The organism is Spirosoma arboris (assembly GCF_009754945.1).
Classification (GTDB): Bacteria; Bacteroidota; Bacteroidia; order Cytophagales; family Spirosomataceae; genus Spirosoma; species Spirosoma arboris.
The window spans coordinates 112,585-138,288 of record NZ_WPIN01000016.1 but is presented as its reverse complement, the minus strand read 5'-3'; the positions used below and the strand labels follow the sequence as shown (position 1 = coordinate 138,288).

At 45.0% G+C, this 25,704-nt stretch carries 23 protein-coding genes; 13 read left to right on the top strand and 10 right to left on the bottom strand.

Annotated elements, in window-relative coordinates; translation table 11 throughout:
* Positions 1 to 158 precede the first annotated feature (158 nt).
* Together GO755_RS31260 and GO755_RS31255 are read right to left on the bottom strand one after the other, a co-directional pair.
* Entirely contained in the window at positions 159 to 953 is a 795-nt protein-coding gene (locus GO755_RS31260) for a helix-turn-helix domain-containing protein (protein WP_157589364.1), read from the bottom strand.
* Positions 954 to 972: 19 nt separating this feature from the next.
* Positions 973 to 1,785 (bottom strand): oxidoreductase, encoded by an 813-nt coding sequence (locus GO755_RS31255; protein WP_157589363.1) that lies wholly within the window; start codon positions 1,783 to 1,785, stop codon positions 973 to 975.
* A gap of 254 nt (positions 1,786 to 2,039) precedes the next feature.
* Between GO755_RS31255 and GO755_RS31250 the strand changes: the two genes are divergently transcribed.
* Positions 2,040 to 2,702: a VOC family protein gene (locus tag GO755_RS31250; RefSeq protein ID WP_198174994.1), complete on the top strand. Its 663-nt coding sequence runs from the start codon at positions 2,040 to 2,042 to the stop codon at positions 2,700 to 2,702.
* 110 nt (positions 2,703 to 2,812) lie between these two features.
* Here the strand turns inward: GO755_RS31250 and GO755_RS31245 are convergent, their stop codons facing one another.
* Positions 2,813 to 3,391 carry a DUF4142 domain-containing protein gene (locus tag GO755_RS31245; protein WP_157589362.1) on the bottom strand — a complete coding sequence of 193 codons (579 nt, stop codon included), beginning with the start codon at positions 3,389 to 3,391 and terminating at the stop codon, positions 2,813 to 2,815.
* 130 nt (positions 3,392 to 3,521) lie between these two features.
* On the opposite strand from GO755_RS31245, the gene parS reads away from it, so the two are divergent.
* The 4 genes from parS to GO755_RS31225 all read left to right on the top strand — a co-directional run bounded on the left by parS (position 3,522) and on the right by GO755_RS31225 (position 8,796).
* Positions 3,522 to 3,905 carry a type II RES/Xre toxin-antitoxin system antitoxin gene (gene parS, locus GO755_RS31240; protein ID WP_157589361.1) on the top strand — a complete coding sequence of 128 codons (384 nt, stop codon included), beginning with the start codon at positions 3,522 to 3,524 and terminating at the stop codon, positions 3,903 to 3,905.
* Positions 3,906 to 3,946: 41 nt separating this feature from the next.
* Positions 3,947 to 4,396: an RES family NAD+ phosphorylase gene (locus tag GO755_RS31235; protein ID WP_157589360.1), complete on the top strand. Its 450-nt coding sequence runs from the start codon at positions 3,947 to 3,949 to the stop codon at positions 4,394 to 4,396.
* A gap of 297 nt (positions 4,397 to 4,693) precedes the next feature.
* Positions 4,694 to 7,207: a DNA gyrase subunit A gene (gene gyrA / locus GO755_RS31230; RefSeq protein ID WP_157589359.1), complete on the top strand. Its 2,514-nt coding sequence runs from the start codon at positions 4,694 to 4,696 to the stop codon at positions 7,205 to 7,207.
* A gap of 143 nt (positions 7,208 to 7,350) precedes the next feature.
* Complete coding sequence (locus tag GO755_RS31225; protein WP_157589358.1) at positions 7,351 to 8,796, top strand: tetratricopeptide repeat protein; 1,446 nt, start codon at positions 7,351 to 7,353, stop codon at positions 8,794 to 8,796.
* An 868-nt stretch (positions 8,797 to 9,664) separates the two neighbouring features.
* Here GO755_RS31225 and GO755_RS31220 read toward each other — a convergent pair.
* From GO755_RS31220 to GO755_RS31210, 3 genes are all read right to left on the bottom strand, one after another.
* Positions 9,665 to 10,267 carry a TetR/AcrR family transcriptional regulator gene (locus tag GO755_RS31220; protein WP_157589357.1) on the bottom strand — a complete coding sequence of 201 codons (603 nt, stop codon included), beginning with the start codon at positions 10,265 to 10,267 and terminating at the stop codon, positions 9,665 to 9,667.
* Positions 10,268 to 10,346: 79 nt separating this feature from the next.
* Positions 10,347 to 10,853, bottom strand: a complete 507-nt coding sequence (locus GO755_RS31215; RefSeq protein WP_157589356.1) for a helix-turn-helix transcriptional regulator — start codon at positions 10,851 to 10,853, stop codon at positions 10,347 to 10,349.
* A 230-nt stretch (positions 10,854 to 11,083) separates the two neighbouring features.
* Positions 11,084 to 11,899 (bottom strand): 2,3,4,5-tetrahydropyridine-2,6-dicarboxylate N-succinyltransferase, encoded by an 816-nt coding sequence (locus GO755_RS31210; protein WP_157589355.1) that lies wholly within the window; start codon positions 11,897 to 11,899, stop codon positions 11,084 to 11,086.
* A gap of 1,131 nt (positions 11,900 to 13,030) precedes the next feature.
* Here GO755_RS31210 and gap point away from each other — a divergent pair.
* Positions 13,031 to 14,023 carry a type I glyceraldehyde-3-phosphate dehydrogenase gene (gap, locus tag GO755_RS31205; protein ID WP_157589354.1) on the top strand — a complete coding sequence of 331 codons (993 nt, stop codon included), beginning with the start codon at positions 13,031 to 13,033 and terminating at the stop codon, positions 14,021 to 14,023.
* Between the two features lie 96 nt (positions 14,024 to 14,119).
* Here gap and trmB read toward each other — a convergent pair whose 3' ends face one another.
* From trmB to GO755_RS31190, 3 genes are read right to left on the bottom strand one after another with little or no spacing between them, the layout of a single operon-like run.
* Positions 14,120 to 14,782 carry a tRNA (guanosine(46)-N7)-methyltransferase TrmB gene (trmB, locus tag GO755_RS31200; protein ID WP_317165994.1) on the bottom strand — a complete coding sequence of 221 codons (663 nt, stop codon included), beginning with the start codon at positions 14,780 to 14,782 and terminating at the stop codon, positions 14,120 to 14,122.
* A 2-nt stretch (positions 14,783 to 14,784) separates the two neighbouring features.
* On the bottom strand, positions 14,785 to 16,071 hold the full coding sequence (locus tag GO755_RS31195) for a bifunctional folylpolyglutamate synthase/dihydrofolate synthase (RefSeq protein WP_157589353.1): 1,287 nt from the start codon (positions 16,069 to 16,071) through the stop codon (positions 14,785 to 14,787).
* Positions 16,071 to 17,015, bottom strand: a complete 945-nt coding sequence (locus GO755_RS31190; RefSeq protein WP_157589352.1) for an energy transducer TonB — start codon at positions 17,013 to 17,015, stop codon at positions 16,071 to 16,073. Before GO755_RS31190 ends, GO755_RS31195 begins: the two co-directional genes overlap by 1 nt.
* Positions 17,016 to 17,243: 228 nt before the next feature.
* Between GO755_RS31190 and menD the strand changes: the two genes are divergently transcribed.
* The 3 genes from menD (at position 17,244) to GO755_RS31175 (ending at position 21,246) form a co-directional block, all read left to right on the top strand.
* On the top strand, positions 17,244 to 18,998 hold the full coding sequence (gene menD / locus GO755_RS31185) for a 2-succinyl-5-enolpyruvyl-6-hydroxy-3-cyclohexene-1-carboxylic-acid synthase (protein ID WP_157589351.1): 1,755 nt from the start codon (positions 17,244 to 17,246) through the stop codon (positions 18,996 to 18,998).
* 112 nt (positions 18,999 to 19,110) lie between these two features.
* Positions 19,111 to 20,715, top strand: coding sequence for a serine hydrolase (locus GO755_RS31180; protein ID WP_157589350.1), 1,605 nt, complete (start codon positions 19,111 to 19,113; stop codon positions 20,713 to 20,715).
* A 117-nt stretch (positions 20,716 to 20,832) separates the two neighbouring features.
* Positions 20,833 to 21,246, top strand: a complete 414-nt coding sequence (locus GO755_RS31175; protein ID WP_157589349.1) for a hypothetical protein — start codon at positions 20,833 to 20,835, stop codon at positions 21,244 to 21,246.
* Positions 21,247 to 21,331: 85 nt separating this feature from the next.
* Here the strand turns inward: GO755_RS31175 and GO755_RS31170 are convergent, their stop codons facing one another.
* Positions 21,332 to 22,417 carry a tetratricopeptide repeat protein gene (locus tag GO755_RS31170; RefSeq protein ID WP_394351056.1) on the bottom strand — a complete coding sequence of 362 codons (1,086 nt, stop codon included), beginning with the start codon at positions 22,415 to 22,417 and terminating at the stop codon, positions 21,332 to 21,334.
* A 21-nt stretch (positions 22,418 to 22,438) separates the two neighbouring features.
* On the opposite strand from GO755_RS31170, the gene GO755_RS31165 reads away from it, so the two are divergent.
* The 4 genes from GO755_RS31165 (at position 22,439) to GO755_RS31150 (ending at position 25,637) form a co-directional block, all read left to right on the top strand.
* Complete coding sequence (locus GO755_RS31165; protein WP_317165993.1) at positions 22,439 to 22,687, top strand: hypothetical protein; 249 nt, start codon at positions 22,439 to 22,441, stop codon at positions 22,685 to 22,687.
* Between the two features lie 93 nt (positions 22,688 to 22,780).
* The gene (locus tag GO755_RS31160) at positions 22,781 to 23,392 is read left to right on the top strand and encodes a TetR/AcrR family transcriptional regulator (protein WP_157589348.1); all 612 of its coding nucleotides are present in this window, start codon (positions 22,781 to 22,783) and stop codon (positions 23,390 to 23,392) included.
* A 57-nt stretch (positions 23,393 to 23,449) separates the two neighbouring features.
* Entirely contained in the window at positions 23,450 to 24,199 is a 750-nt protein-coding gene (locus GO755_RS31155) for an SDR family NAD(P)-dependent oxidoreductase (RefSeq protein ID WP_157589347.1), read from the top strand.
* 184 nt (positions 24,200 to 24,383) lie between these two features.
* On the top strand, positions 24,384 to 25,637 hold the full coding sequence (locus GO755_RS31150) for a Na+/H+ antiporter (RefSeq protein ID WP_157589346.1): 1,254 nt from the start codon (positions 24,384 to 24,386) through the stop codon (positions 25,635 to 25,637).
* Positions 25,638 to 25,704 lie beyond the last annotated feature (67 nt).

Below are 25,704 nucleotides of genomic sequence, written 5' to 3'. Positions count from 1 at the left end.
GGTCAGTATAATTACAAGGATTACACTACTAATTACTATTTCCATTCGTCCCAACATATGCATCGGCTGGAATATAGACTAAAAAACAGTGCAAAAGTTATATTTTAATGGATGTGCGTGAATAATCTAGTATATGGTTCAGTTGGCCACTAGCTGAATTACAAACTCGACGGATTATAACCGAACTGTTGCTTAAACGCAGCCGAAAAATGCGATAAGTTTTCGAACCCAACTTCCAGATACACAGCCGAAGGGCGCTGACTTCGTTCGGCAATAAGGAAGTGAGCTTGTTCTAATCGCTTTTGCTGGAGCCATCGTTGGGGTGAAGTGCTAAATAACCGCTGAAAATCCCGTTTAAACGTAGCCAGACTACGACCGGTAAGTCGTGCAAACTGATTAATCGGTACGTTATAGCTATAATTCTGGATCATGAACGCTTCGAGGTCGATTTTATGGGGCTCACTGAAATCAAACAGAAAATCCTTCAGGGTAAAGTCAAACCGTAAGAGCAACTCGATTGCTTCTTTGGTTTTAAGTTCAGTCAGCGCGGGACTGAGTTGTTCTGGATGATCGAAATAGGGCAGGAGTGAATCAAAATAGCCTTTAAGGAATGGGTCCAGGTGTAAATCAAGCAGAGAGTCGCCTATATAAGGTCCGGAAGCTTCTAGTTGATGGCTGGCACTATAGCGACGTAGTGTCTCCTGATCCAGGATAATATTAATGGCTTTGAACCCACCTCCGGGCGGAGGCACTTTAATGGTTTTAACCAGCTGGTTCCTTTTGACCAATCCGATTGCACCCGCTTCAACAACCTGTGTGCCACCGTTGGTTAAAAAATGGCTTTCTCCAGCTACTAGATAGCCCAGCGCGTGTTCGGGGACAAACTGTTCGTTGCCTCGTTTCTGCTTATCAACGCAGACGTATAGAATGTTAGGCTGCGATTGAGTCGCCATCCGTGCTTGATTTTACCGATTAGTTAATCTGGCTCATGATCACTTTATCCAGTAGGCGATCTGATACTAGTTTTTTCATGAAAAGCGCCGGACGAGCCATATAACCAGCAGCATATCGGGCTTTGGGTTTCCGGGCTTCAATTGCCTTCTGAATCAACTTCGCAATGAGGATAGGTTCTGCATTTTTGCTTTCTGTTGCCTCAAACGCATTGGCAAATTTAGTGGCCATCGATTTATAAGCGGTGTGGCCAGATACTTTCGTTAAACTATCAAACGCGCTACTACCCCATTCCGATTTTACACCACCGGGCTCAATCACAATCACATCGATCCCAAAGGGTTTCACTTCATTGCGTAGACTATCGCTCAATCCCTCCAGGGCAAATTTACTGGCGTGGTACCAACCACCAAAGGGTGTGGCCATCTTACCGCCGATTGAGGAAATATTAATGATCTTTCCCCAATGGTTTTGACGCATATAAGGGAGTACTAGTTGGCATAAGCGAGCGGCACCGAACAGGTTGACCTCCAACTGGTATTTCGCATCGGTAATAGGTACGTCTTCTATGGCTCCATACGAACCGAAACCAGCATTATTGATCAATATGTCAAGTTTCCCTTCATTAGCAATGATTTGCTGTACACCCTTTACCATGGACGAATCGCCGGTTACGTCCATCTCAATCGTTTTGATTCCCAATGGAGTAAGTTCTTTCATCCGGTCTGTCCGACGGGCGGCTCCATAAACAGTATATCCTTGCTGAGCTAACAATTTGGCAGTTTCTTTTCCCATCCCGGCCGAAGCACCGGTAATTAAAACGACTTTGTTCATGATTGTCTGGTCTGTCCGTATGGTTGAGGATGATCAACGGTAACGGCTTTGTTTATGGGACAAAGGTCGTTTGGGGAACCGGGCTGCTGTTTTGGCGAGAAGCTCAAATTTGTTTGGTCAGCAGCTCAATCGCCTACAGTTAACGGTTAGCTACTTCCGTTTCAACCAGCTTATTTCACAATTGATGAATGCTAGGCCTGACCCGCCAGAGAAAATACCCCACTTTTACAGCGTTGACAAAACTACTGAACAGCATGATCATTACTCATCTTGAACTGGAAACCAACCAACTGGTGTCTCTACACCAGTTTTATACCCACCAACTAGGTTTAGCCATACTACAGCAGACCGCAACTCAGATTACGTTTCAGCTTGGCTGGAGTAAGCTGACCTTTCGACAGACCAATCAGCCTGTGGCGCCTTATCATTTTGCGATCAATATTCCCCTTTATTCGCTGGAACAATATGAGCTTTGGTACGATGTTCCCTACATTGATACCGTATCCCCCGGCTGTCGTATTGCCAACTTCCCCGACTGGAAGGCTCGGGCCAGTTACTTCCGTGACCCTGCGGGTAATCTGGTCGAGTTTATTGAGCGGAAGGATGCGGGGTATACGAAGGGATATTTTCAGGGTATTAGTGAAATAGGACTAGTAGCCGATGATGTGACGACCTTAGCCGCCAGCTTACTGGACGACTATCCAGTATCGCTTTTTGCGAAAAGTCAGCCACGAACCGATTTCACTGTGCTGGGCGATGACTACGGTTTGTTTATTCTGGCTCAGACAAATCGCCCGTGGTTATTTACCAATATCCCCGCTAGCTCTGGGTACTGCCGGGTAGAGTTCACGGATCAATATGGTTTATGGCGGTCGAGTTATACAAACCAGGCTACCCAGCTAGAAGTAGTACACTGAGCTTTACGTTCACTGGATTGCAAACGGCCTTTTTGTAAGAACGGATAAACCGTATTCCTACAAAAAGGCCGTTTGATACCTATACTCATCAAGAGCGAATGCTGCCCCGATTACTTCATACTCTTGTCGATTGCGTTAATCGCATCCATATGTTTTTGCAACGTAGGGAGCGTCTTGGTGGCAAAGTCTTTGACGGCTGGATTCGTTTTTTCGTCTTCAGCAGCCTTTTTAAATTCGTCGATGTCTTCTTTATGATCATCGACCATCATACTAACGTACTTCTTATCGAAGTCAGCGCCTGATAATTTCGCCAGCTCGTTAACATGCTTCTGCTCATCCTCGCCGAGTGTTGCTGGCAGGGTTATGTTTTGCGTGGCAGCTATCGTCTTTAATTCTTCGTTGGCTTTGGAATGGTCTTTCACCATCATCGCCCCGAATTCTTTCACATCTTTACTGGCTGCTTTTTCTTCAGCCAGTCTGCCCAGTTCTACTTCAAGCATGCCTCCGTTGGCGGCTTTTACCGCAAATTCATTGGTATCCTCGGTCTGGCCGGTACCTGCATCTTCTTTGGCATCATTGGACTTCTCGGCGTTTTCAACGCTGTCTGTACCTTCTGTCTTTTTGCTACTGCAAGCCTGAAAACTCAGTGTGCTTACGGCCAGCAATAGAATTAAACTTACCTTTTTCATAACGTGATTAATTAATTGGTTACTGATAGCTTAAACTAGTGATCGATAGTTAGGTTTTGTGAAAAATGATAATTTTTGAATTTGTAGACAAAATTCTGTGTTCACAGGACAAAATTCCTATATTTGTACTATGGTAATTTCTGATCGCACGGCACTTGTTTTCTCGGCTCTTAAAGGAGTTCCAGCCACCCGGTTCTTCGAGATCGTTGACCTGACGGGCTACAAACGCGAACAACTTGCGGAGGTGTTCGATACCTCGCTTAAAACATTCCAGCGGTATGAGCGGGAACAAAAGAAACTCAATCCACAGGATAGCGAGAAAGTCCTTAAAATCATGGCTCTTTTTCAGACTGGGGAATCCGTTTTTGGCTCATCCAATGCCTTTCGGCGATGGATGGATAAGCCGGCTTATGGTTTAGGAGATCAGATTCCCTTCGAATTGCTCCATACGTCAGGCGGTATTGATTTAGTAATGGATGAAGTTATCCGGATTGAATACGGTGATTTAGCTTAATCTAACGTTATCCTACTGGTCGATTTGGCGCTGCTTACCTGATGCTCGTTTACCGAATTACAAAAGTTACTTATGCTGACCGATTAGTGGCTTCGGGCGGGGCTGCCCGCTGGAATAGTCGCGGACAGTTTGTTATTTATACGGCAGCAACCCGTGCATTAGCTTGCCTCGAAAATGTCGTTCACCGGAGTGGAGAAGGGCTTTTAGATAACTTCCGGGTTATGATTATCGACGTCCCCGATATACTGACTATTGAAACCATTTTACCCGAAACTCTGCCGATCAATTGGTTTGATTTTCAGCAATATGATGCCTGTCAGCGAATAGGAGAGGAGTGGCTCCGGAATGGCAGATCGGCTATCCTGAAAGTACCTTCGGCCATTATTCCCAGCGAGTGGAATTTTCTGCTCAATCCCGCTCACCCTGATTTTACTCGGATAACCCTGCTACAAACCGAAGCCTTTGCATTTGATCCGAGGATTAAAGGATAAGACGAATTAGGTTAAACAGAGTGATTTCAGCGCGTTATCAAATAGAGAAACAATCGCTAAAAATTGACTAGGTTTTAGTTGAAATACAATTGTATTTCACTTAGCTGATGTTGCTTTCAGATTGCGGGCTAAATTGACTTTGGGAACGCTTATTTTAACCCTTCTTTGGTGCATTTAGGCGCGTTTTTACGGGTTTATTTCTGTTTTCTCCCGAAAATTTTGTATATTTGTCTATAACGTGGTTTGCAGAGTTTATGTAAGCCGGAATAGTAATTTTCTTCGAAACTCCTTTAAGAAATGGCGGACGAAAATCCCGACCTCGAAGCTCCCAGTAACATCATTCCCATTAACATTGAGGACGAAATGCGTGGTGCCTACATTGACTATTCAATGTCGGTTATCATTTCGCGTGCTCTTCCCGACGTTCGCGACGGTTTGAAGCCGGTACACCGTCGGGTGTTGTTCGGGATGGCTGAACTGGGCGTTAGTTACAATAAACCCCATAAAAAATCGGCTCGTATCGTTGGGGAAGTGCTTGGTAAATATCACCCCCATGGTGACTCGTCGGTGTATGATACCATGGTGCGTATGGCCCAGGATTGGTCGCTGCGTTATCCGCTGGTCGATGGACAGGGAAACTTTGGTTCTATTGACGGTGATTCGCCAGCTGCGATGCGGTATACGGAAGCCCGGCTGAAGCGAATTGCAGAGGAAGTACTGAACGACATCTATAAAGAAACGGTTGATTTCCAGCCAAACTTTGATGACTCGCTCGAGGAGCCAACCGTTATGCCGGGTAAATTACCCAACCTGTTACTCAACGGGTCGTCGGGGATTGCCGTCGGAATGGCAACGAATATGGCTCCGCATAACCTGACCGAAGTTGTAGATGGCATTGTGGCCTATCTGGACAACAATGATATTACGGTAGAGGAATTGATGCAGTATGTGAAAGCGCCCGATTTTCCAACGGGAGCTACCATCTACGGCATGGAGGGGGTTAAATCAGCTTTCAAGACAGGTCGTGGACGCGTTGTTATGCGGGCTCACGCGACCATCGAAGAAAACAAAGGCAAAACCCAGATTATTGTAACGGACGTACCGTACATGGTCAATAAAGCGGTGATGCTGGAGAAAACGGCTGAATTGATCAATGAGAAAAAAATCGAAGGCATCGCTGCCTTCCGGGATGAATCGGACCGTGATGGTCTTCGAGTTGTCTATGACCTACGGAAAGATGCGATTCCGAACGTTGTCCTAAATAACCTGTATAAGCATACCGCGCTGCAATCGTCGTTCAGTATCAATAACGTCGCGCTCGTAAAAGGGCGTCCGATGTTGCTGAATCTGAAGGATATGATGAAATATTACGTCGAGCATCGGTTCGAAGTAGTAACACGTCGTACCCAGTACGAACTCCGTGAAGCTGAAAAGCGGGCTCATATCTTAGAGGGTTTGCTGATTGCGCTCGATAATATCGACGCGGTGATTAGCCTGATTCGCTCTTCACGGGATACAGAAATAGCCCGGTTGGGTCTGATGGAGCAGTTTTCGCTAAGCGACCTTCAGGCGAAAGCGATTCTGGAAATGCGTCTGCAACGCCTGACGGGTCTGGAGCGGGATAAGCTGCAAGCGGAATATGACGAGTTGATGGTCGAAATCAACGACCTGAGAGCAATTCTCGCCAGTGAAGAACGCAAACGAGCGGTAATTAAAGAGGAGCTGATCGACATCCGTGCTCGTTATGGTGACGAACGCCGGACCGAGATCAATCCGCTTGGCGATGGGAACATCAGTGATCTGTCGTTAATTGCCGATGAGGATATGGTTATTACCATTTCGCACGAAGGCTATATCAAACGGACACCTACTACTGAATATCGTTCGCAGGGCCGGGGTGGCGTAGGAGCAAAGGCAGCGGCTACCAAAGAAGAGGACTTTACGGAGCATCTGTTTACGGCTACTATGCACAATACCTTATTGGCGTTTACTCAGAAAGGGCGCTTGTACTGGTTGCCGGTCTATGAACTGCCCGAAGGCTCACGAACCTCGAAAGGTCGGCCATTGGCTAACTTTATTAATATCGAGTCTGATGATAAAGTCCGGGCGGTTATTAATGTGACTGATCTGAAAAACGAGGATTACATCAACAATAATTACATTGTGATGTGTACTCGTCAGGGCACGATTAAGAAAACAATGCTGGAAGCGTACTCTCGTCCCCGTCAGAATGGGATTATTGCCATCACGATTGATGAAGATGATCAATTGATTGGGGTGTGTATGACCAATGGGGATAATGAGATTGTCATTGCATCCAGTGTAGGGAAAGCGGTTCGTTTCCATGAAAGTCGTGTTCGTCCAATGGGACGCACGGCTGCCGGGGTTCGGGGAATCTCTCTTGACGAGGAAGATTCAACAGATCACGTTGTAGGAATGGTTTGTCTATCGTCGCCGGAAACCCAGTTACTGGTTATTTCCCGGAATGGATACGGGAAGCGATCTGATATTGATGAATACCGCATTACGAACCGGGGCGCCAAAGGTGTAGGCACCTTAAAGGTTACCGAAAAAGTAGGCCGTCTGGTAGGAGTACTGGATGTTACGGATACCGATGACTTGATGATTATCAATAAATCGGGGATTGCCATTCGAACTCCGGTTAGCGAAATCAGTGTGATTGGTCGGAATACACAGGGTGTACGGCTTATCAGCCTGCGCGATGGCGATGAGATCTCATCGGTTACTAAAATTAAACAAGAAGAAGGGGAGGAGGCAAGCCCCCTTGAACCAGAAGGTGTTGCCGAATAAAAAGATCGACCTGTTTTAATTTTGAGCCGTCTGGATTGATTGATAATCAGTCCGACGGCTCAAACAATTTAGAACAGGTCATGCTTATACAGACAGATTCCGTAATTTCGTTTCTGAAATAATAACACAACCCCGATTTACACATGAAACAAGTTTTTGTAATTCTCGTCGCGTGTTGCCTGGCAGTAGGTGCACGCGCACAGCAAGGTGCATCTGCCGCAGATGCTGCCGCTACGGATGCTATTAAGAAGGAAAAGGAAAAAAGCGATAAGGATATTACAGATGCGAAAGCATCTGCCAAGGCTAGTACCTGGATGGATCGGGCCAAAACGTATCAGGGAATTGCAAGTAGTGGCAATGTGAAAATTGACTCTGCCGCAGCAACCACCGCTTATGAAGCCTATAAGAAAGTGATCGAACTGGATAAGGATAAGAAAGGCGGTCCTGGTAAATTAGCAAAAGAAGCTGAAGAAGCCTTAAAGAGCCCAGGTTTGTATAGTGCATTTATGCAGCAGGGCGTAGCTAAGTTCCAGGCTAAAAGTTATGCCGATGCCATAAAGTCGTTGTCTATGGCCGGGGACATTAACCCTAAAGATACGTTAGCACCACTTTATTCAGCCATTGCTGCCCAGCAGGTAAAAGATAATGCAACAGCTAAAGTGCAGCTAGAGAAATATATTGCTGGTGGTGGGAAAGATGTGGCCATTTATGGTTCATTGGCGATGCTCTATCGGGGTGATAATGAAGTTGATAAAGCGTTGGCAACATTGGACAAAGGTATTGCGCTGGCTCCAGCCAACAAAGATCTGGCGAATGAGAAGATCAACATTATGTTATCATCTAACCGGATGGATGAAGCCATTTCGGGAATGAAGCAAATGGTTGAAAAAGATCCGAACAATGTTCAGAATCTGGTGAACCTGTCTATCGTTTATAACAACATTGCTCATAAAGGCGATGAAGAGGTTCGTAAACTGGAAGGTGATACGAAAAAAGGGGGCAATACCGCTAAGCAACTTGCCGATTCAAAGAGTATAATCGATGCCTACAATAGCGAAATAGCCCGCTTAAGTGCTTCTATCAAAAAGACGCCTAAGAATGCGGAGTTGAAACGCCAGCTAGCAGATGTGCAGAAAAGACTAACGGAGCAAAAAGGAGAAATGGCTACGTTAGAAGCAGCTGCTAAAGAAGCGGCAGCGAATGCATCTGTAGCAGCTGCGAATGAGAAGAAGTTAGCAGACATCAAGCAGATGCAGACGGAGAATTATAATTTAGAGAAACAGTATCTGGACAAAGCTTTGGCTGTTGATCCGAATAACTTCGATGCCAACTTTAACATGGCGGTCTGGATATTCAACCGTGCAGTAGAGATGAAGCGTGCGGTGGATAAGATGGACATGACTGAGTACAATAAGAATGGTAAAGAACTGGATGGTAAAGTTTGTGGTAAATTCAAGCAGTCGCTACCATACTTCCAGAAAGCAAAATCGATTAAAGACGAAGCTGAGGTGACAGAAAATTTGACGAATACGGAAAATATTCTGAAGCAGTACGAAGAGAAGAAGATCGTTTGTATCGAGAGTAAATAATAAGGATAGGGTCGGCGTTTACCATGCCGACCCTATTTAATAAAAACTTTACTTAACATAATATAAATTATACAACAAAAGAATAGGTCTAATCCACAGGCTTATCAACATGTTATCCACGTGGAACACTAAAGTATTGCTTTACAGGGAGTTAGGTTAGTTTCAGTCCTAAAATGGCCTTTTTAAGCTCAAAAAGGCCATTTTAGGGTGTATAAAAACTATTCATAGGCTAATCGTAGTCAAAAAACCTGGAAGATTTAGCCTGCGAGAGTTGATCTGCATCCGAAGATCTTAATCAAGTTCAGTAAGAAGATTATACAGTCAATCCAACTAGTTTTTTGCAAAAGAGGTCTTTGTCAGTGAAAAGCTAAAAAGACATGGTAAGGCAGACTTGGCATGGTTCTGTTAACGAGTTGTCCTAATCCAAAAGTTGATAATGGAATGGCAGCTATGACCTATTTCCTGTTTAGACAAAATCGAATCGGTATCTGGCAGTGGGTAAAAACGGTTACTCCCACTCAAACGCTGACACCACAAGGAACAGGCTACACACAAACTTTGAGAATAAGTAAATCTGAGGCAGACACACTTACCTTCTATCAAGATCATAAAGTAAAGAATCGCCTATTTTTCGACTGGGCTAACGGTGTCAATGATATAGAGATCGAATCAAAGACTATGCTGACAAGCTACCTGGACAGTACTAAATTCCACCGGTCTATATAAAGTATTTTTTCGAGGTTGGCCAAGATGCAACTACAATGCAAACGAGTGGGCCTTTAGTTTATCTCAATCCGGAGTATGATACGATCCGAATCTATTACCAAAAGCAGTAGGCAAAGCAAGCATTAAGTATGTATCCAAGCAATTAGATTGCTTCAGGTTGGGTAAACATTGCCCAGGTTAACTCAATGATTTTGTCAATTACTTCATCTTGTTTGTCATCCGGAAAGTTAGTGTTGATTAGATACTCATAAGTACCAACCAGTTGGCTCATACAAAGTGAGGTTATTAGTTCAATGGGTAAGGGTTTGAAAATATTGGTTTGCAGAGCCTCAGTATATAGTGCCCTATGTAAGTAAGATTGCTGGCCCATCTCTTCTGCTTCTGTACCTAATTGTTTAAAATGCGGTGAGAAATGGAATTGTTGAGTGAAGTAAAATTCATTTTTATACTGTAATGACCATTGTACTGAATAATAAAAAAGGTTTTTGAAGCGATCCTTAATACTCGTGGCGGGTGTTGCATTTTCAGACAAATAAGCACGAAAGTTAGCGTTTATGGAATTATAGAGGGTAATGACCAATTCGTCTTTCGTTTTAAAATAATGAAATAAGGTGCCATGAGCAACTCCCGCTTCACTGGCAATTTTGCTAGTGGGCGTTCCATGAAAGCCATATTCTACAAATAATCTTAATGCAGCTGATAAGATGGCTTCTTGTTTGTCGAAGGGTGTCGATTGAGTAATCACTCAATAAAGATAGTAAAAAAAAATCTTCTTCCAATTGAAAGAAGATCAGAAAAACAGAGGCATGTTGAACAACCGATCGTTAAGCCGTTGGTGTATATTCTCTAAATGACCCATCGGTATAAAATATAAGAATACGCTCGACTTTCTTTTCGGTTGATGGAGATAGATTGGAGGCTGGCTCAGTGAAATTTGGTTCGGCGATTGGGATTTGGCTGAGTGTGCTGGCTGGAGGAATTTCGTTCCGTTGACTACGAATGCCCGATTGCTGAGATGGATAGGTCGGGTTTGATGATTGAACGGGATTAAAACGATCTGTACGGTCAAGAGCTGGGCGCCCCACTCCTCGGTTATAACCTGACGAAGGTACAGATTGCCCAGCAGATTGACTGTCTTCTTCCATAATCCATTCGTAGCCTAGTTCAGGAAAACGCCGGATAATTTTCTGAATAATGTCAAAACTAGGGCGATTTCGTCCTGATAAAATATGTGAAATGCTAGATCGTTGTACACCAATTTCATCGGCAAAGTAAGAAGGTGTCAGATTCTTATCGATAAGAATCTGTTTAATTTTGTCATTTATCGTCATGGCTAGTATATAGGAATTTAATTACGGAAATAAACTGACCTATAATAATATTACAAATATATATGTAAAGCAGGTTACTGTTTTATATTGATAATGTAATTTACAAAAAAAATCCGTACAAAATTAATTTATACGGATTTGTAAATTTAATAATATAATTACTGGAAACTGTAAATTAACAATATTAACATCACTCTATTTACACTACACCAATATACAATAGTGAATAGTTAAACTGATACGTTGTTTTCGCGTAGCGCATCATTCAACGATGTTTTTAAATCTGTAGACGGTTTACGCTGGCCAATAATAATAGCACAAGGTACGTGGAATTCGCCTGCTGGAAATTGTTTAGCATAACTTCCTGGAATCACAACCGAGTTAGCAGGCACATACCCTTTATACTCGACGGGTTTAGCACCCGTTACGTCGATGATCTTCGACGAACCCGTAATAGTAACGCCCGCTCCTAACACAGCACGTTTACCAATGTGCGCTCCTTCTACTACAATACACCGTGATCCAATAAAGGCCCCATCTTCAATAATAACGGGGGCAGCTTGTGGTGGTTCGAGAACTCCGCCAATACCTACTCCCCCACTTAGGTGAACATCTTTACCAATCTGGGCGCAGCTTCCTACTGTTGCCCAGGTATCCACCATTGTACGCTCATCTACGTACGCACCAATGTTAACATAAGAAGGCATCAGTATAACGCCAGGTGCTTGATAGGAACCATATCGTGCTACGGCTGGTGGAACGGCTCTGACTTTAGCTTCAGCAAAATTAGATTTTAGCGGAATCTTGTCGTTGAATGTAAAGATGCCTACTTCTTCTGCCTTCATTTGTTGGCTGACGAAATAGAGAAGAATTGCTTTTTTGACCCATTCATTTACTGTCCATTCGCCATCTTCAGTAGCAGGTGGAGTAGCTACCCGGAGTTCCCCCTTATCTAATTTATTAATTACCTCTTTTATAATCTGAGTAGACTCATCGTTGGCCAATAACTCACGGTTGGCCCAAATTTCCTCAATTTTGTTAGTCATGAAAGTAAAGTAAAGATTTATATATAGTCCTATAACTTGCTGAATAGTAGATATTTATATATTAGTGCCAAATTTTATATTGTTGTACATCAATATTATAGTTGTATTGTTTTCTAGTTTTTCAAAGGTAATAATAAGACATGTATACTTGTAATATAAGCGCCGAAATTATTTATGTTCTAAGTCTGTAGCCCGTGTAAAAGCATGTTTTTTGATCTGAAAGAGTAAGTTAGCTTTGAGTTAGTCACATTGGAGATTGTAAGGTTGTTACGTTATATACTCCTTGAATTCGCTGAATAAATCTGGTAGTCGAAGTTAAAAAACATCGTGTGATTTTGGGATTAGAGATATAGCCTATATCGGATCTGTAATAAAGCAACCCATTCCGTAGAGATTCAAGCCGCGTCGCTGGAGTGGGTAGTGTTAAGCATATAGATTAAGCAGTATGCTGTTAGGTATATAATGAGTGTACCTAACAGCACGCTCGCAAAATGATGTAGATGCTGCGCTGTTGAGCAATGATATCATCCTTACAATGTGCTATTAGTTATCTATAGTGTTGTATGCTTGATACTGAAACCTTGCTAGTTTTAAGACGTTCTTTGGTAAGTAAAATTGTTTATGCTAGTCCTCCCCGTAATAGAAGCGTGCGCATTAATAACATTATCTTAGGGCATTATATTTACTAATAACAGCTAATGAATAAATAGGTAGAATATTCATGGATAAAGGGGGTAAATAGATAAAGGAAAATAACTAAGCTATGCGTTGTTATAGATAGATTGAATTTGTTAAGTATTGGTTAGTTTATTCAGCAAAGAAATAGATTACTAAACATTGGAAATTATAGAGCTATGCTTCCCTCCTATTGTTATAGAAAAAACATTTAGTAAACCATCTTGGTTTTTTAGCAACAGTAATATAATTACCTTATTTTTAGCATAAATATTAGTAAATACTAAAACAAATTAGTAGAATGCCAATATATTACTAATATTTATGCTAAAAAATACTACTTTACTAAAATAGGAATTCCTAAATACTAAATTTTTATAGCTAATACCCTCTTATACGGATACGCATATTTAATTAGTATATTTGACCCCGAAAACAAACCAATTTTCACTGTACATGGAAAAAATACGCGTTGCTATTAATGGCTTCGGTCGTATCGGACGATTATCGTTCAGACGGCTTCTGGAAAAAGAAAACATCGAAATAGTCGCAATCAATGACCTAACGGACAATGCGACACTCGCCCATTTGCTAAAATATGATTCTGTTCACGGAAAATTTCCCGGCAGCGTTTCCTCCGATAGCGAAAGCTTAACAGTAAACGGAGCCCGGATCAATGCTTATGCTGAACGTGATCCAAAAAATCTTCCCTGGAAAGAACTACAGGTCGACGTTGTTCTGGAATCAACCGGTCGTTTCGTTGACGAGGCTGGCGCAGGTCAGCACTTAACAGCTGGTGCCAAGAAAGTAATCATCTCTGCTCCTGCTAAAGGAAATATTCCAACAGTTGTTCTGGGTGTTAATGACGATACATTAACCGGCGACGAAACGATCATCTCGAATGCTTCCTGCACAACCAATTGCCTAGCCCCAATGGCGAAAGTACTGGACGATGTATTCGGCATCGAAAAAGGCTACATGACAACCATCCATGCTTACACAGCCGATCAGAACCTTCAGGATGCTCCTCACTCCGATCTACGCCGGGCACGGGCAGCCGCTTTATCAATTGTTCCGACATCGACGGGTGCTGCTAAAGCTGTAGGTCTGGTTCTTCCTCAGTTAAAAGGGAAACTGGACGGAAACGCATTGCGCGTACCAACTCCAGATGGCTCTCTCACTGATTTAACTGTTGTTCTGAAAAAGGCAGCAACCGTTCAGGAAATCAACGACGCCATTAAACAGGCTTCTGAAACGACGTTGAAAGGCTATTTAGAGTACACAACAGATGAAATCGTTTCGATTGACATCGTTGGCAACCCCCACTCCTGCATTTTCGATTCGAAATTAACAGCTGTAAACGGGACGCTGGCCAAAGTTGTTGGCTGGTACGATAATGAGTATGGCTATTCTAGCCGAGTTGCCGACTTAATTGCCAAGTTGTTTTAAGTATGTAAATAGAGGGCTTATATTTAATACTGTAAACTCAGTAATAGGTATAGGGTGAATGTAAATTGAGAATAATTGTAAATGGGTGTGATTATGTTAAATCACACCCATTTTGCATTGTAAATAGTTAATTGTAAACCCCTTGTCAAAAAACAATTGTTCGTATTTTGTCTTTATACCGATGTGAATTCCATTTAACGGTGAGTTATATAAATCAGTTGTATATTGTAAATCAGTACAGCCCATCTCCTGAACCTGCTCCAGGCTATACGCAAACAATTCTGGATTATCTGTCTTCAAATGCAGGGTTCCCCCGGGGACAAACAGGTCCTTATAAATCGCTAAAAACCGGGGGTGCGTCAATCGATGTTTTTCCTGACGGGGACGCGGTTGCGGGTCAGGAAATGTAATCCAGATTTCATTCACCTCCTGCTTCGCAAAAAACTCGTGTAGGAAATTAATATCGGTCCGTAAGAAGGCGACATTTGTCAACCCAAGTTCCTGTGCTACTTTTGAGCCGCGGGCAATCCGATCGCCTTTAATGTCAACACCAATAAAGTTTTTGTCGGGAAACGCCTGTGCCAGCCCCACTGTATATTCACCCTTTCCACAAGCTAGTTCAAGAACAATAGGGTTATCATTTCCGAAATAATCACTCCGCCAATGCCCACGAATAGTTTTGTACAGCGGCTTACCAACTTCAATAACATTTTGACTTTCAGCATTTTGCAGAAAGCGATGGGTTTTTCTTCGCGTCACGTTTATAAATTTGTTAATTCGGCAATTGTGTAGTTACTCCCCGTTATCAGGATCAAATCGGCAGTTGAAGCTTGTGAAAGTGCAGCCGATAAAGCTTCGTTCACATCGGTAAACACCTCGCCTATCCGACCTAGTTGTGCCGCTTCAGCCTGTAAATCGCTAGCGGATAATGAACGGGGCGTGTGAGCCTGACAGAAATAATAAATGGCTGTTTGAGGCAGCATAGTAAGCACTTTCGAGCGGTCTTTATCGGCTACCAATCCAATCACAATACGCAACGTCTGGTAGGGTATCGTTTCAATCGTTTCAAATAAAGAAGCTAAACCAGGCTGATTATGGGCCGTATCAGCAATTACTCGGGGCTGATCCTGTAAGGTCTGAAAACGACCTTTTAATCCTGTTAATGCAGTAACGTTGGCTACACCTTTCTGTACGGCATCAGACGAGACTGGCCAAACAGACTGAAGGACCTCAACTATGGCCAGCACACCAGCCAGGTTGTGAAGCTGGTACGTTCCCAGCAAATCCAGTACTAACGAGTAAAGCGCGGCCCCATCTTGAAGCACCTCAACTTGCCGCTTTCCAGCGACTATCCCATCATCCTGAATCATGTAGCGCTGATCAGCAAATAGAATTGGGGCAGCTAGCTCGCCAGCTTTTTTGCTAAAGACAACCTGTGTTTCTGAATGGGTTTCGCCAATAATAACCGGTACACCTGCTTTAATAATACCAGCTTTTTCTCCGGCTATTTCAGGTAGGGTTTCGCCCAGAATATCGGTATGGTCGTACCCGATATTTGTGATCAACGAGGCTTCAGGGGTAATCACATTCGTTGAATCGAGACGGCCACCCAGGCCCACTTCAATAATAGCCAGATCGACTTTCTGTCTGGCAAAATAATCGAACGCCATTGCAACCGTTACCTCAAAAAAAGATGGTTCAATGGATTCGATTAATGCCTGATGTTGCTCGACAAACTGGGCCACATCGGCCTCAGATATAGGCTGACCATTCAGCCGAAAACGTTCGGTAAACGATTGAAGATGGGGAGAGGTATACAATCCCACCCGGTAACCCGCCGACTGATAGATAGCCGCCAGCATATGTGAGCTGCTCCCTTTGCCGTTCGTACCGGCTACATGGATGCTACGAAACTGATGCTGTGGATTGCCGAGGGCTTCACACAAAGCGAGGGTATTACCTAAACCGGGTTTAAGTGCTTTTGCACCAATCCGGTGAAAAACGGGGAGCCGACTATATAGATAGTCGAGTGCTTCCGGGTACTGCATTAATCTTTGGACTTTATGATAAATGTAATAGTGCCAGTTGCCGTGGGCGGTGTAGCCCCCCCTTTAGGCTTTAGACGAAGTTTTTGAACAGCCTTACGGTACACCTCACTGACTGAAGGGCTGACTGTACTTTGCAGTTGACGAACATTGATAATTTCGCCACTCTCATCCACTTTTATCTGGAAGACAATTTTACCCGTCTCATCGGAATCATCATTAATACTTGGCCGGCTAGCCATTGCCCAACCTGATACATCAAACGCTACACCCGATGACGCCCCACCCGGTGTTCCGTAAAACTCTTTCGCATTGATCTTCCCATTCGGATTGCCCTTATCCCCCACACCACTCGCATCGTCACCGTTATTATTTCCTCCGATACCCGTTGCTTTACCTACCGTGCCGTTGGAACCACCTCCACCCGACGATTTTTTAAAGAGGGCATCGTTATTTACCGTTTCTACTTTTTTGGGTGGCGTAACGGGCGCAGGCCGTTCTGCCGGAGCCGTTGCTTTGGGCGATTCAACACGCTTGGGTTCTGGACGCTCAGGTGTGGTTACCGGGCTTTCTGCCTTACTAACAATAAGCGGTTTTTCGGTGGCGGTTTTAGCCGGTTTCGCATCCTCCACTTTTGGAGCGGGCGTTGCCCGGGTCTTTTCAATACGTGGGGTTGTATTTATTTTTGGATTGAGACGCTTCTCGGCAGCTTTAACCTCTTCCCGATTGGGGGAATCGGAGGCTTTATTTCGCGTCTGAATATGGCCACTACCCCGCGCTTCTGTCCCGAAGTTGACCTCCACGAACTGAATTGGGGGTGGGTTCGGAACCGTTTGCGATAGCTTAACCAGCAAGAGGATGGCTATCAGAAGCACGTTAATAACAATGGTTCCGGCTAAGGATTTAACCCGAATCTCGTCTTCGTTCTCGTAGGCAATGCGATTCATAACTTATTGTCAGTGATTGTCAAGGGTGGTCAGGTAGTATGAGCCAGGTGTAATTTACGTTTAGTCAATAACGTCAAAAACGAACGCATCGTTTATCGTTCCTGCGATTGATCGGGTTGCTCTAAGCAAAGTAACAGAAAATCTATGAGAGAAAGCCCGGCAGTACTTGTCGTTTCGGACTATGTTTGTATTCTTTCCGTCCGATTTATCGCTTTCACTCGTTAAACTATGCCCGTTCTTCAGCCTATTGTCAATATTGCTGAACTCCTCTATCAAAAAGGAATTACCGATGTGGTGGTTTCTCCCGGTTCACGATCGGCTCCCCTGACACTGGCAGTCGTACGGCATCCGCACTTACGGGTGCGCGTAATGGCCGACGAACGATCGGCCGGTTTTGTCGCCCTGGGAATCGCACAGCAACGTCAGAATCCGGTAGCGATTATCTGCACCTCGGGAAGTGCTGTCTATAACCTGGCCCCGGCCGTTGCCGAAGCTTATTTTCAACAGATACCGCTCCTGCTCCTGACTGCCGACCGCCCCCATGAATGGCTGCACCAACAGGATGGCCAGACAATAGATCAGGTACATGTATTCGGTAATCAGGTAAAACGCAGTTATGATCTCCCAGCCGACTATACCCACCCTGACTCCCGCTGGTTCATTGAACGATCGGTGAACGAAGCCATCTCACTTAGTCGGCTGTATCCGGCAGGCCCCGTTCATATAAACGTCCCGCTACGCGAACCGTTTTATCCTGCCGCCAATGAATCCTTTCAGGCAGAACGAGTCCGGCTGATTCATACGCTACCAGGCAGTCCTACCCTTTCGCCCGAAACCTGGCATATGTTATTAAGGGACTGGGATACCAGCGAACGGAAACTGATTGCCGTTGGGCAGTTACCGCGAAATCAGGCACTGCTGGATGTGCTTACCAAAATCAGTAATGAACTAGGGGTTCCAATTATCGGCGAAATTGTTAGTAATCTCCCCGTCAACGATCGATTCATTACGCATACCGATACGTTTCTATCGGGAATAAGTGAACAACAGGCTGCATCCCTCTGCCCGGATTTACTGATAACCCTGGGCAATTCGCTGCTGACACGAAACCTGAAAACGTTTTTCCGACAGTATCCAGCCGCTCGCCATTGGCACATTCAACCTGTGGTGGATCGCATCACCGATTCGTTCCAGAGTTTGACGACCCTCATTCCATCGGAACCGCTGGCGTTTTTAGAAAAGCTGTTCGCCGATATCGACTACCAGCTTTTCTTACAGGGCGATGAAGACGACGACTCGCATGAGTTTCTGAATCGCTGGCAACAGGCCGACCGGAAAGCAGCCCGACTAGTTGAGCAGACACTTTCACTGGCCAATCAATCCCAATATCTTACCGACTGGTCGGCGGTTCAACTAGTGCTCGAGCAAGTTCCTGATCGGTCCATCCTCCACCTGGCCAACAGCATGCCTGTTCGCTACGCGAATCTCTGCGGACTCACCGAACAACAGGCGGTGAGTGTATCAGCCAATCGGGGGGTTAGTGGTATAGATGGTTGCCTGAGTACAGCCGTTGGGGCTGCACTCGCTACGGATCAGCTCGTAACGTTAGTCATTGGGGATGTCGCGTTTTTCTACGACCGGAATGCACTCTGGTCGGCCCCTGTGCCGCCTAATCTTCGGATTATCCTGCTAAATAATGATGGTGGCCACATCTTTCGAATGATTGATGGCTCCAGCCGGCAACCCGAACTGGAAACCTATTTTGAAACACCCCACGGCTACACAGCCCGAAATACGGCCGCAGATGCCCGGATTCAGTATCAGATAGCGGCAAAACCAGAAACATTACGAGCCCTCCTCCCCGACTTCTTTCGCCCCGGAAGCCAGGCAAAACTACTGGAAATAAAAACCGATAAACGAATCAATCAGGAACAGTTTCTGGCGTATAAAACGCAGATAAAAAACCTATATCCAGACAACTAAAACTGTAGTTATAGTTTATCGAACTACTTCCTACTTCTTCTTACGAGTTTATCGGTATCTGAGTAAATATGCTTTCTTTGTTAACCAATCCTCTCTTACGAATCATCAGCTCATGAACCAACGTCTCCGCCTGTCAATCGTCTGCTTTATTCTCGTTTTTCAACTCAGTCATTACCCCTTCGCTTGGGCACAGGGTATTCCCTCTCCTCAAATCGACGCCCTGGTACAGAAAACCCTAACGACTTTCGATGTGCCAGGGATTGCCGTGGCGGTTATTAAAGATGGGAAGGTTATTCATAGTAAAGGCTATGGCGTTCGTTCCCTGAAAACGGGGGACAAGGTCGACGAAAATACCTTGTTTGGGGTTGCCTCCAACAGCAAAGCCTTTACCTCTGCCGCCTTAGCGATATTGATGGACGAAGGTAAATTGAGCTGGGACGATAAAGTAATTGATTTTATCCCCGAATTTCGGATGTATGATCCTTACGTCACCGATGCCTTTACCATTCGGGATTTGCTAACGCACCGGAGCGGACTTGGTCTGGGTGCCGGGGATCTTATGTTCTGGCCGGATTCCAGTAATTTTACCATGAAGGATATCATTCATAATCTCCGCTATCTGAAACCGGTTTCGGGTTTTCGGACGAAGTATGATTATGACAACCTGCTTTACATGGTAGCGGGCGAAGTGGTTGAGCGGGTAAGTGGAAAAAGCTGGGAAGCCTTTGTCGAAGAACGCATCATGAAACCCTTAGGGATGAACCGAAGTGCGGGTAGCTACAGCCGCCTGGCCGATAAAGTCAATGTTATTGATGCACATGCTCCCGTTAACGGGAAAGTACAGGTTATCAGCCGGGATATGTTCCGCTTTGGTTATTCGGCAGGTGGCATAAACTCAAGCGTGGCCGATATGAGCAAGTGGGTCATTATGCAACTGAATAAAGGGAAGTACGGTGAGAAGCTCGATAAACAGGTATTCAGCGAGAAGCGGCAGGCCGATATGTGGGGAGCTCAAACCATTCTTCCGGTAAACCCTACCCCTACTCCTCCCTATAACACCCACTTCGCGGCCTATGGACTGGGTTGGGGATTGAGTGATGTGAAAGGCTACAAACAGGTGACACATACGGGTGGACTAGCGGGCATGGTTACGCAGGTAACCTTACTCCCCGAACTTCAGTTGGGCATTATCGTCTTTACCAATCAGCAATCCGGCGCGGCTTTTAGCTCAATCACCAACACGATCAAGGACAGTTATCTGGGTGTGCCGCCTACGGATTGGATAAAGGTCTACAGTGATCGGGTGAAAAAGGGTCAGGACGAAGCCGATGCCATTACGAAGGGGATCTGGGAAGCCATCGAGAAGGAACAGAAAGCCAATACCACCCCAGTGAATTTAGCTGCTTATACGGGCACCTATCACGATTCCTGGTTTGGGGATGTCCTGATTAGTATGAAAAATGGTAAGCCATGGTTTCAATCGCTACGGGCGCCCAAGCTTACAGGGGAATTATTCTTTTATAAAAACAACACCTTCATTGTGAAATGGACCAATCGTAGTTTCGATGCCGATGCCTACGTGACTTTCCAAACCGACGAGAATCAGAAACCATCATCGATCAAAATGAAGCCCATTTCGCCCCTTACCGATTTTAGTTTCGATTTTCAGGATCTGGACTTGAAGCGGGTACCGGCTGAGTCAGGTACTAAACAGTAACAGAACATCCTAACTGTATTTTAACCATAGTGTCACAAAGAACACAGCGTTGTTTTATTCTTTTTACTCTGTGTTCTCTGTGGCTTTGTGTTCATTCATTTTTATTTACTTGCTAGTATGAAACCCCTCCTTCTTGCCATTTCAATTCTGTTTGCCTCCTCAACCAGTCTGGTAGCTCAAAAACCAGCGGTTAATCAATCGGTTGAAAACGAAAAGTTTGCACTTCTCAATAACGGAGCAACGCTCGGCATGATTATTAAATCCGTTATAAAGGCCGATAAGCAACGACTGAAATTAACGGATCAACAACTGCCTAAAGCCAAAGAAATTATTACTAAAGCGGTTGTAAACTTTAACGATGGGATAAAAAAGTTGAAAGCTTCAGGAATGAATCAGAAAAAGTTACGCGTGCTGGCGGTTGGCGTCGAAGATGAAAAGGTGCTGGCGTATAAAGCCATATTGACTCCTGAACAATATAAGATACTCGTTACGCAGCATAAGAAAGTGTACCCCGAGAGCAAGGTTAGCTAACAATCCCGTTTAGTACAAAACGCCTTACCAATCAAGGCGTTCCCATGTCATTTACTTAGGAGCTACCCGTCCGGTGAGTCTACTTTTATCGACAATGACTGGCCCGTTCACGCCGGGACGCATCATCGCCAATCGACTCACCACGTTGCCAGGCTTCACAGGCTGCTGTTTTATTACCCGTTGCGAACTCGGCAGTACCGATGTAATAATAAAGCTGATCGACTGAGGCATCCAGTTTTTCGGCGGTTCGGAATTCGGGAAGGGCTTTAGCGGGTTGCTGCTGACTAAGCCAATACAAACCCAGGGTGTGGTGTGCCCAGGCATTCTGGCCGTCTCGTTGAAGGGATTCCTCTACCAACGGCAGGGCTTCTGTCGAACGGTTCAGTTTCAGGAGTAAGTACGCCTTGTTATTCAGGTAGTAAGGCTGGCGGGATTGTCTGGCTAATGCCCGTTCAACATACGTCAGAGCCGCCGTATACTTCCCGGCATGTGCCAGTAATAAGCTCTGGTTATTCAGAGCCGCATCCTGATTGGGATTGAGTGCCAGGGCCTGTTTTATGTCCGCTTCGGCAGATTTGTAGTCTTTCTGACTATAATAGAGAGCACCTCGATTGGTTAAGGCTTCCACATTATCGGGCTTGAGTTGCAGGGCACGATCGTAAGCCGTTTGCGCCTTTGACAGATTGGTAAGCCGTACAAACGTATCACCCAGGCGGGTCTGGTAAAAAGTAGAATCCTCATATTGTTTGCCAATCCGTTCGAGGTCAGCTAAACTACCCGACGCATCACCGGTTTCCAGTCGAACCTCCGCCCGATTAAAATAAGCGGTGCCAAAGTCCGGATCGGCATCAATGGCCCGTGTATAATCGGCGAGTGCCCCCTCCCGATCATCGTTTCTGAATTTGGCCAGGCCTCGGTTGTTATAGGCATCGGCAAAGTCCGGCTTTTTGGCGATCGCTTCCGAATAATACCGAATCGCTTCTTTATACTCTCGCTTCTGAAGCTGCACATTCCCCTTCAGAAAAAACTGAGCCGCTTCATCGGTGTCGTTGACGCAACCAATAATGAGGAATGAGGAATAATGAATGAGGACTAGCCAGACGAATAGACGCCGACTTAAGTTGCTTACCTTTGTTAAACCCAATCTGAGTACCCCAAAATCATTCATCATTTATCATTTATAATTCCCAACGTGCGTTTCGTTCAGGATATACCCCACCCGCAATTCCGCATTGGCCTCTACGCCTGGAATGGCAAATATATTGTCAAAATTGAAGCAGGCCCCTATGAGCAGACGTATAAGATCAGCGAAATGGACATCAGTGACTCCGAAGCGGTTCCCACTATGCTCGATGCGCCTTTTTTGAGCCGTGTTGCCCAGCGGTTTCAGGAGATGGATACCGACTGGCAGGAAACAGGCGAGCGAAATGACGTATTTTGAGTAGCGCAGAATCAGTTCTACGTCTTTTTAGGGAAAAACTTGCACAGGAGCTTTTCAGTCTATTATCTTTACATACCAAACGGTCGGTTTTTAATGAATGACTCCAGAGACCATATTTTAACTACTTCCCTGAAGCTGTTTTTACAGAAGAGCTTCAAGGAAGTAACCATGAAAGAGATTGTCGAGCATACCGGACTTTCCAAGGGCGCTTTCTATCATTATTTTACGAGCAAGGAGCAGGTATTCATGGAGGTCATTAATCATTTCTTTCGGGAGTACTTGCACGAAGATTACAGTCAGCTTCCTACAGAATCACTGGCAGGCTTTTACCAGAGTATACTGGTGAATTTGGACCGAAGAAACGAAGGGGCATTTTTTACCTCAACTGGAGAACCTAACGATGAGGAGGCATTTAACATCAATCATTACTACCTACTCTTCGATGCCATCCGAATGCTGCCTGCGTTTAAACAGAAACAACTGGACCATCAACAGGAAGAATTTGCCAGTTGGACAACCGTCGTAACCAAAGCAAGGAGTAACGGGGAAATTCGATCAGCCATGACCGATGAGCAGATTGCCAAACTTTTCATCTACCTGAGCGACGGCGTCGGGATCAATTACGTAATGACAGAAGGACTGTCAAAAGTGAGGCAAGAGCTCCAATCACTTTGGGATGGTCTGTACAACACCCTAAAAGATTAATTTTTTTATCCACAAACATACCAAACGGTCGGTTTTTACTTTTAACTAAACCAGGGAATGCATACGCTTAAGGATAAAGTGGCCCTAATCACGGGCGGAAGTAGTGGCATCGGCCTCGCCACCGCCAGATTGATGGCCGAAGAAGGCGCTCATGTCGTCATCGTAGGGCGCGACGAGCAAAAGCTGGAAGCAGCCGCGAACGAGATTGGTCACGCTGCGATACCCATCCGTGCCGATGCATCATCCATTAGCGGGATAAACGCCTTAATAGCGAAAGTCAAGGAAACATACGGTCGTATTGACGTACTGTTTGCCAATGCAGGCATGTCTGATTGTCCCCCGATTCTGGAAACAGACGAACCATTTTTCGATGAGATCATGGATATCAATGTGAAAGGTGTATTCTTCCTCTTCACGAAAGCCTTCCCCCTACTCGCGGCAAATGCTTCGGTCATTTTCACCAGTTCCGTTGCCCACAACAAAGGTCGTCCCGGCGATCCACTCTATTCAATGACCAAAGCTGCCGTTCGAAGCCTGGGCCGTACACTGGCTATGGATGAGGACGTTCTGGCTAAAAAAGTACGGGTGAACACGGTGAGTCCCGGAACGATTCAGACGCCCCTTACGAAACAGGACACGTCAGAAATGGACGAAATGATTAACAATTACGTAGCGGCAACCGTACCTATGCAACGCTGGGGTCAGGCCAATGAAGTTGCCAAGGCGGTTGTGTTCCTGGCTTCCGATAATTCGTCTTACATGACCGGTAGCGATCTGTTGGTGGATGGTGGATTAGCCCAGATTTAATCACGACGAGTTACTCGTTTAAAACCAGGAATCAGTCACCAGGATCGAACCATCCAGGGTAAGTTTGTTTTTACTAACTAGAGAGAGACTAATTTCGACAGGATTTACAGGATAAAACAGGTTAAAGGGTGCTAAAAAATCCTGCTTTATCCTGTAAATCCTGTCGAAAAGAAACAAGTATTCGATGGAGAACTACAGCATCATATTATTTCTATTGGCGGTGATGATTGGCTTGTCGGCAGTTGCCGATAAGATTCGTTTACCGTATCCTATCATTTTGGTAACGGCAGGAATCGCGGTCGGATTTATTCCGGGGATGCCCAAAATTGAGCTTGATCCCGACATTGTTTTTCTGCTTTTTCTCCCACCAATGCTGTATGATGCGGCCTTTAATATTTCCTGGCTCGAGTTTAAGAAGAACATAAACACGATCTCTTCGCTGGCCTTTGCTTTAGTCTTTCTAACCGCCAGTGGGATTGCCATTACGGCTTATTTCCTGATTCCGAGCATGACCTGGCCACTGGCGTTCGTACTGGGTGCTATTCTCTCCGCTACCGATGCTGTAGCTGCCACGAGTATTACCAAAGGACTGGGTTTATCGCACAAAACACTGACAATTTTAGAAGGCGAAAGTCTGATTAACGATGCCTCTGGCCTGATTGCATACCGGTTGGCAGTGGCTGCCGTTGCGGGGAGTTCGTTTGTATTCTGGAAAGCGGGTTTACAATTCTTACTACTGATTGCTGGAGGTTTTGCCGTCGGCTGGGCGTTGGGACAAGTACTTGCCTTGATTTTAAAGCGAATTCCGAAGAATAAGCTAGTCGCTATCAGTTTCACCTTATTGATGCCATTTATTGCGTACTCGGTGGCAGAAGAACTTCACGTTTCGGGCGTTATAGCCGTTGTTACCCTGGGGCTTATTATCTCACAATTTGCAAAAAAACTTTTTCCTGATGGTACAAAAGCTCAGTCCAAAGCTATCTGGGAAATCATTGTCTTCATTCTGAACGGTCTCGTCTTCGTGCTCATTGGGCTTGAGTTCCCGTATGTACTTCAACACATTGATCGTCAGGAAATTATACCATTGATTGGCTATAGTTTTATCATTTGCCTTGTCGCGCTGGTTATCCGAATGGCCAGGGTATTCCTGCAAAAAATTAACATTGACCGCGCCTTTCAGAAAACTCAGTTCAGTAGATTCGAAGATGCGCAGTTGGACTGGAAAAACTGCCTGATTATCAGCTGGTCGGGCATGCGGGGTATTGTTTCTCTGGCCACTGCCATTGCGCTCCCGATTACGCTAACCGACGGTCAGGCATTCCCGCAGCGAGACACCATTATCTTCATCTCGGTCATGACGGTGCTGATTACACTGGTAGCGCAGGGCCTGAGTCTGCCGATGCTGGTAAAACGGTTGGGCGTCAATCAAGGGAATTAATACAGTTAAAAAATAGCCAATACACTAGTTTTTTCAATCCTTCCGGGCAGTTCGCTAGTTAGTTGAT

Excerpts from the sequence above, each read along its gene's own strand:
- GO755_RS31260 (WP_157589364.1), bottom strand. The coding sequence starts at position 953 with ATGGCGACTCAATCGCAGCCTAACATTCTATACGTCTGCGTTGATAAG.
- GO755_RS31255 (WP_157589363.1), bottom strand. The coding sequence starts at position 1,785 with ATGAACAAAGTCGTTTTAATTACCGGTGCTTCGGCCGGGATGGGAAAA.
- GO755_RS31250 (WP_198174994.1), top strand. The coding sequence starts at position 2,040 with ATGATCATTACTCATCTTGAACTGGAAACCAACCAACTGGTGTCTCTA.
- GO755_RS31245 (WP_157589362.1), bottom strand. The coding sequence starts at position 3,391 with ATGAAAAAGGTAAGTTTAATTCTATTGCTGGCCGTAAGCACACTGAGT.
- parS (WP_157589361.1), top strand. The coding sequence starts at position 3,522 with ATGGTAATTTCTGATCGCACGGCACTTGTTTTCTCGGCTCTTAAAGGA.
- GO755_RS31235 (WP_157589360.1), top strand. The coding sequence starts at position 3,947 with ATGCTCGTTTACCGAATTACAAAAGTTACTTATGCTGACCGATTAGTG.
- gyrA (WP_157589359.1), top strand. The coding sequence starts at position 4,694 with ATGGCGGACGAAAATCCCGACCTCGAAGCTCCCAGTAACATCATTCCC.
- GO755_RS31225 (WP_157589358.1), top strand. The coding sequence starts at position 7,351 with ATGAAACAAGTTTTTGTAATTCTCGTCGCGTGTTGCCTGGCAGTAGGT.
- GO755_RS31215 (WP_157589356.1), bottom strand. The coding sequence starts at position 10,853 with ATGACGATAAATGACAAAATTAAACAGATTCTTATCGATAAGAATCTG.
- GO755_RS31210 (WP_157589355.1), bottom strand. The coding sequence starts at position 11,899 with ATGACTAACAAAATTGAGGAAATTTGGGCCAACCGTGAGTTATTGGCC.
- gap (WP_157589354.1), top strand. The coding sequence starts at position 13,031 with ATGGAAAAAATACGCGTTGCTATTAATGGCTTCGGTCGTATCGGACGA.
- GO755_RS31195 (WP_157589353.1), bottom strand. The coding sequence starts at position 16,071 with ATGCAGTACCCGGAAGCACTCGACTATCTATATAGTCGGCTCCCCGTT.
- GO755_RS31190 (WP_157589352.1), bottom strand. The coding sequence starts at position 17,015 with ATGAATCGCATTGCCTACGAGAACGAAGACGAGATTCGGGTTAAATCC.
- menD (WP_157589351.1), top strand. The coding sequence starts at position 17,244 with ATGCCCGTTCTTCAGCCTATTGTCAATATTGCTGAACTCCTCTATCAA.
- GO755_RS31180 (WP_157589350.1), top strand. The coding sequence starts at position 19,111 with ATGAACCAACGTCTCCGCCTGTCAATCGTCTGCTTTATTCTCGTTTTT.
- GO755_RS31175 (WP_157589349.1), top strand. The coding sequence starts at position 20,833 with ATGAAACCCCTCCTTCTTGCCATTTCAATTCTGTTTGCCTCCTCAACC.
- GO755_RS31170 (WP_394351056.1), bottom strand. The coding sequence starts at position 22,417 with ATGATGAATGATTTTGGGGTACTCAGATTGGGTTTAACAAAGGTAAGC.
- GO755_RS31160 (WP_157589348.1), top strand. The coding sequence starts at position 22,781 with ATGAATGACTCCAGAGACCATATTTTAACTACTTCCCTGAAGCTGTTT.
- GO755_RS31155 (WP_157589347.1), top strand. The coding sequence starts at position 23,450 with ATGCATACGCTTAAGGATAAAGTGGCCCTAATCACGGGCGGAAGTAGT.
- GO755_RS31150 (WP_157589346.1), top strand. The coding sequence starts at position 24,384 with ATGGAGAACTACAGCATCATATTATTTCTATTGGCGGTGATGATTGGC.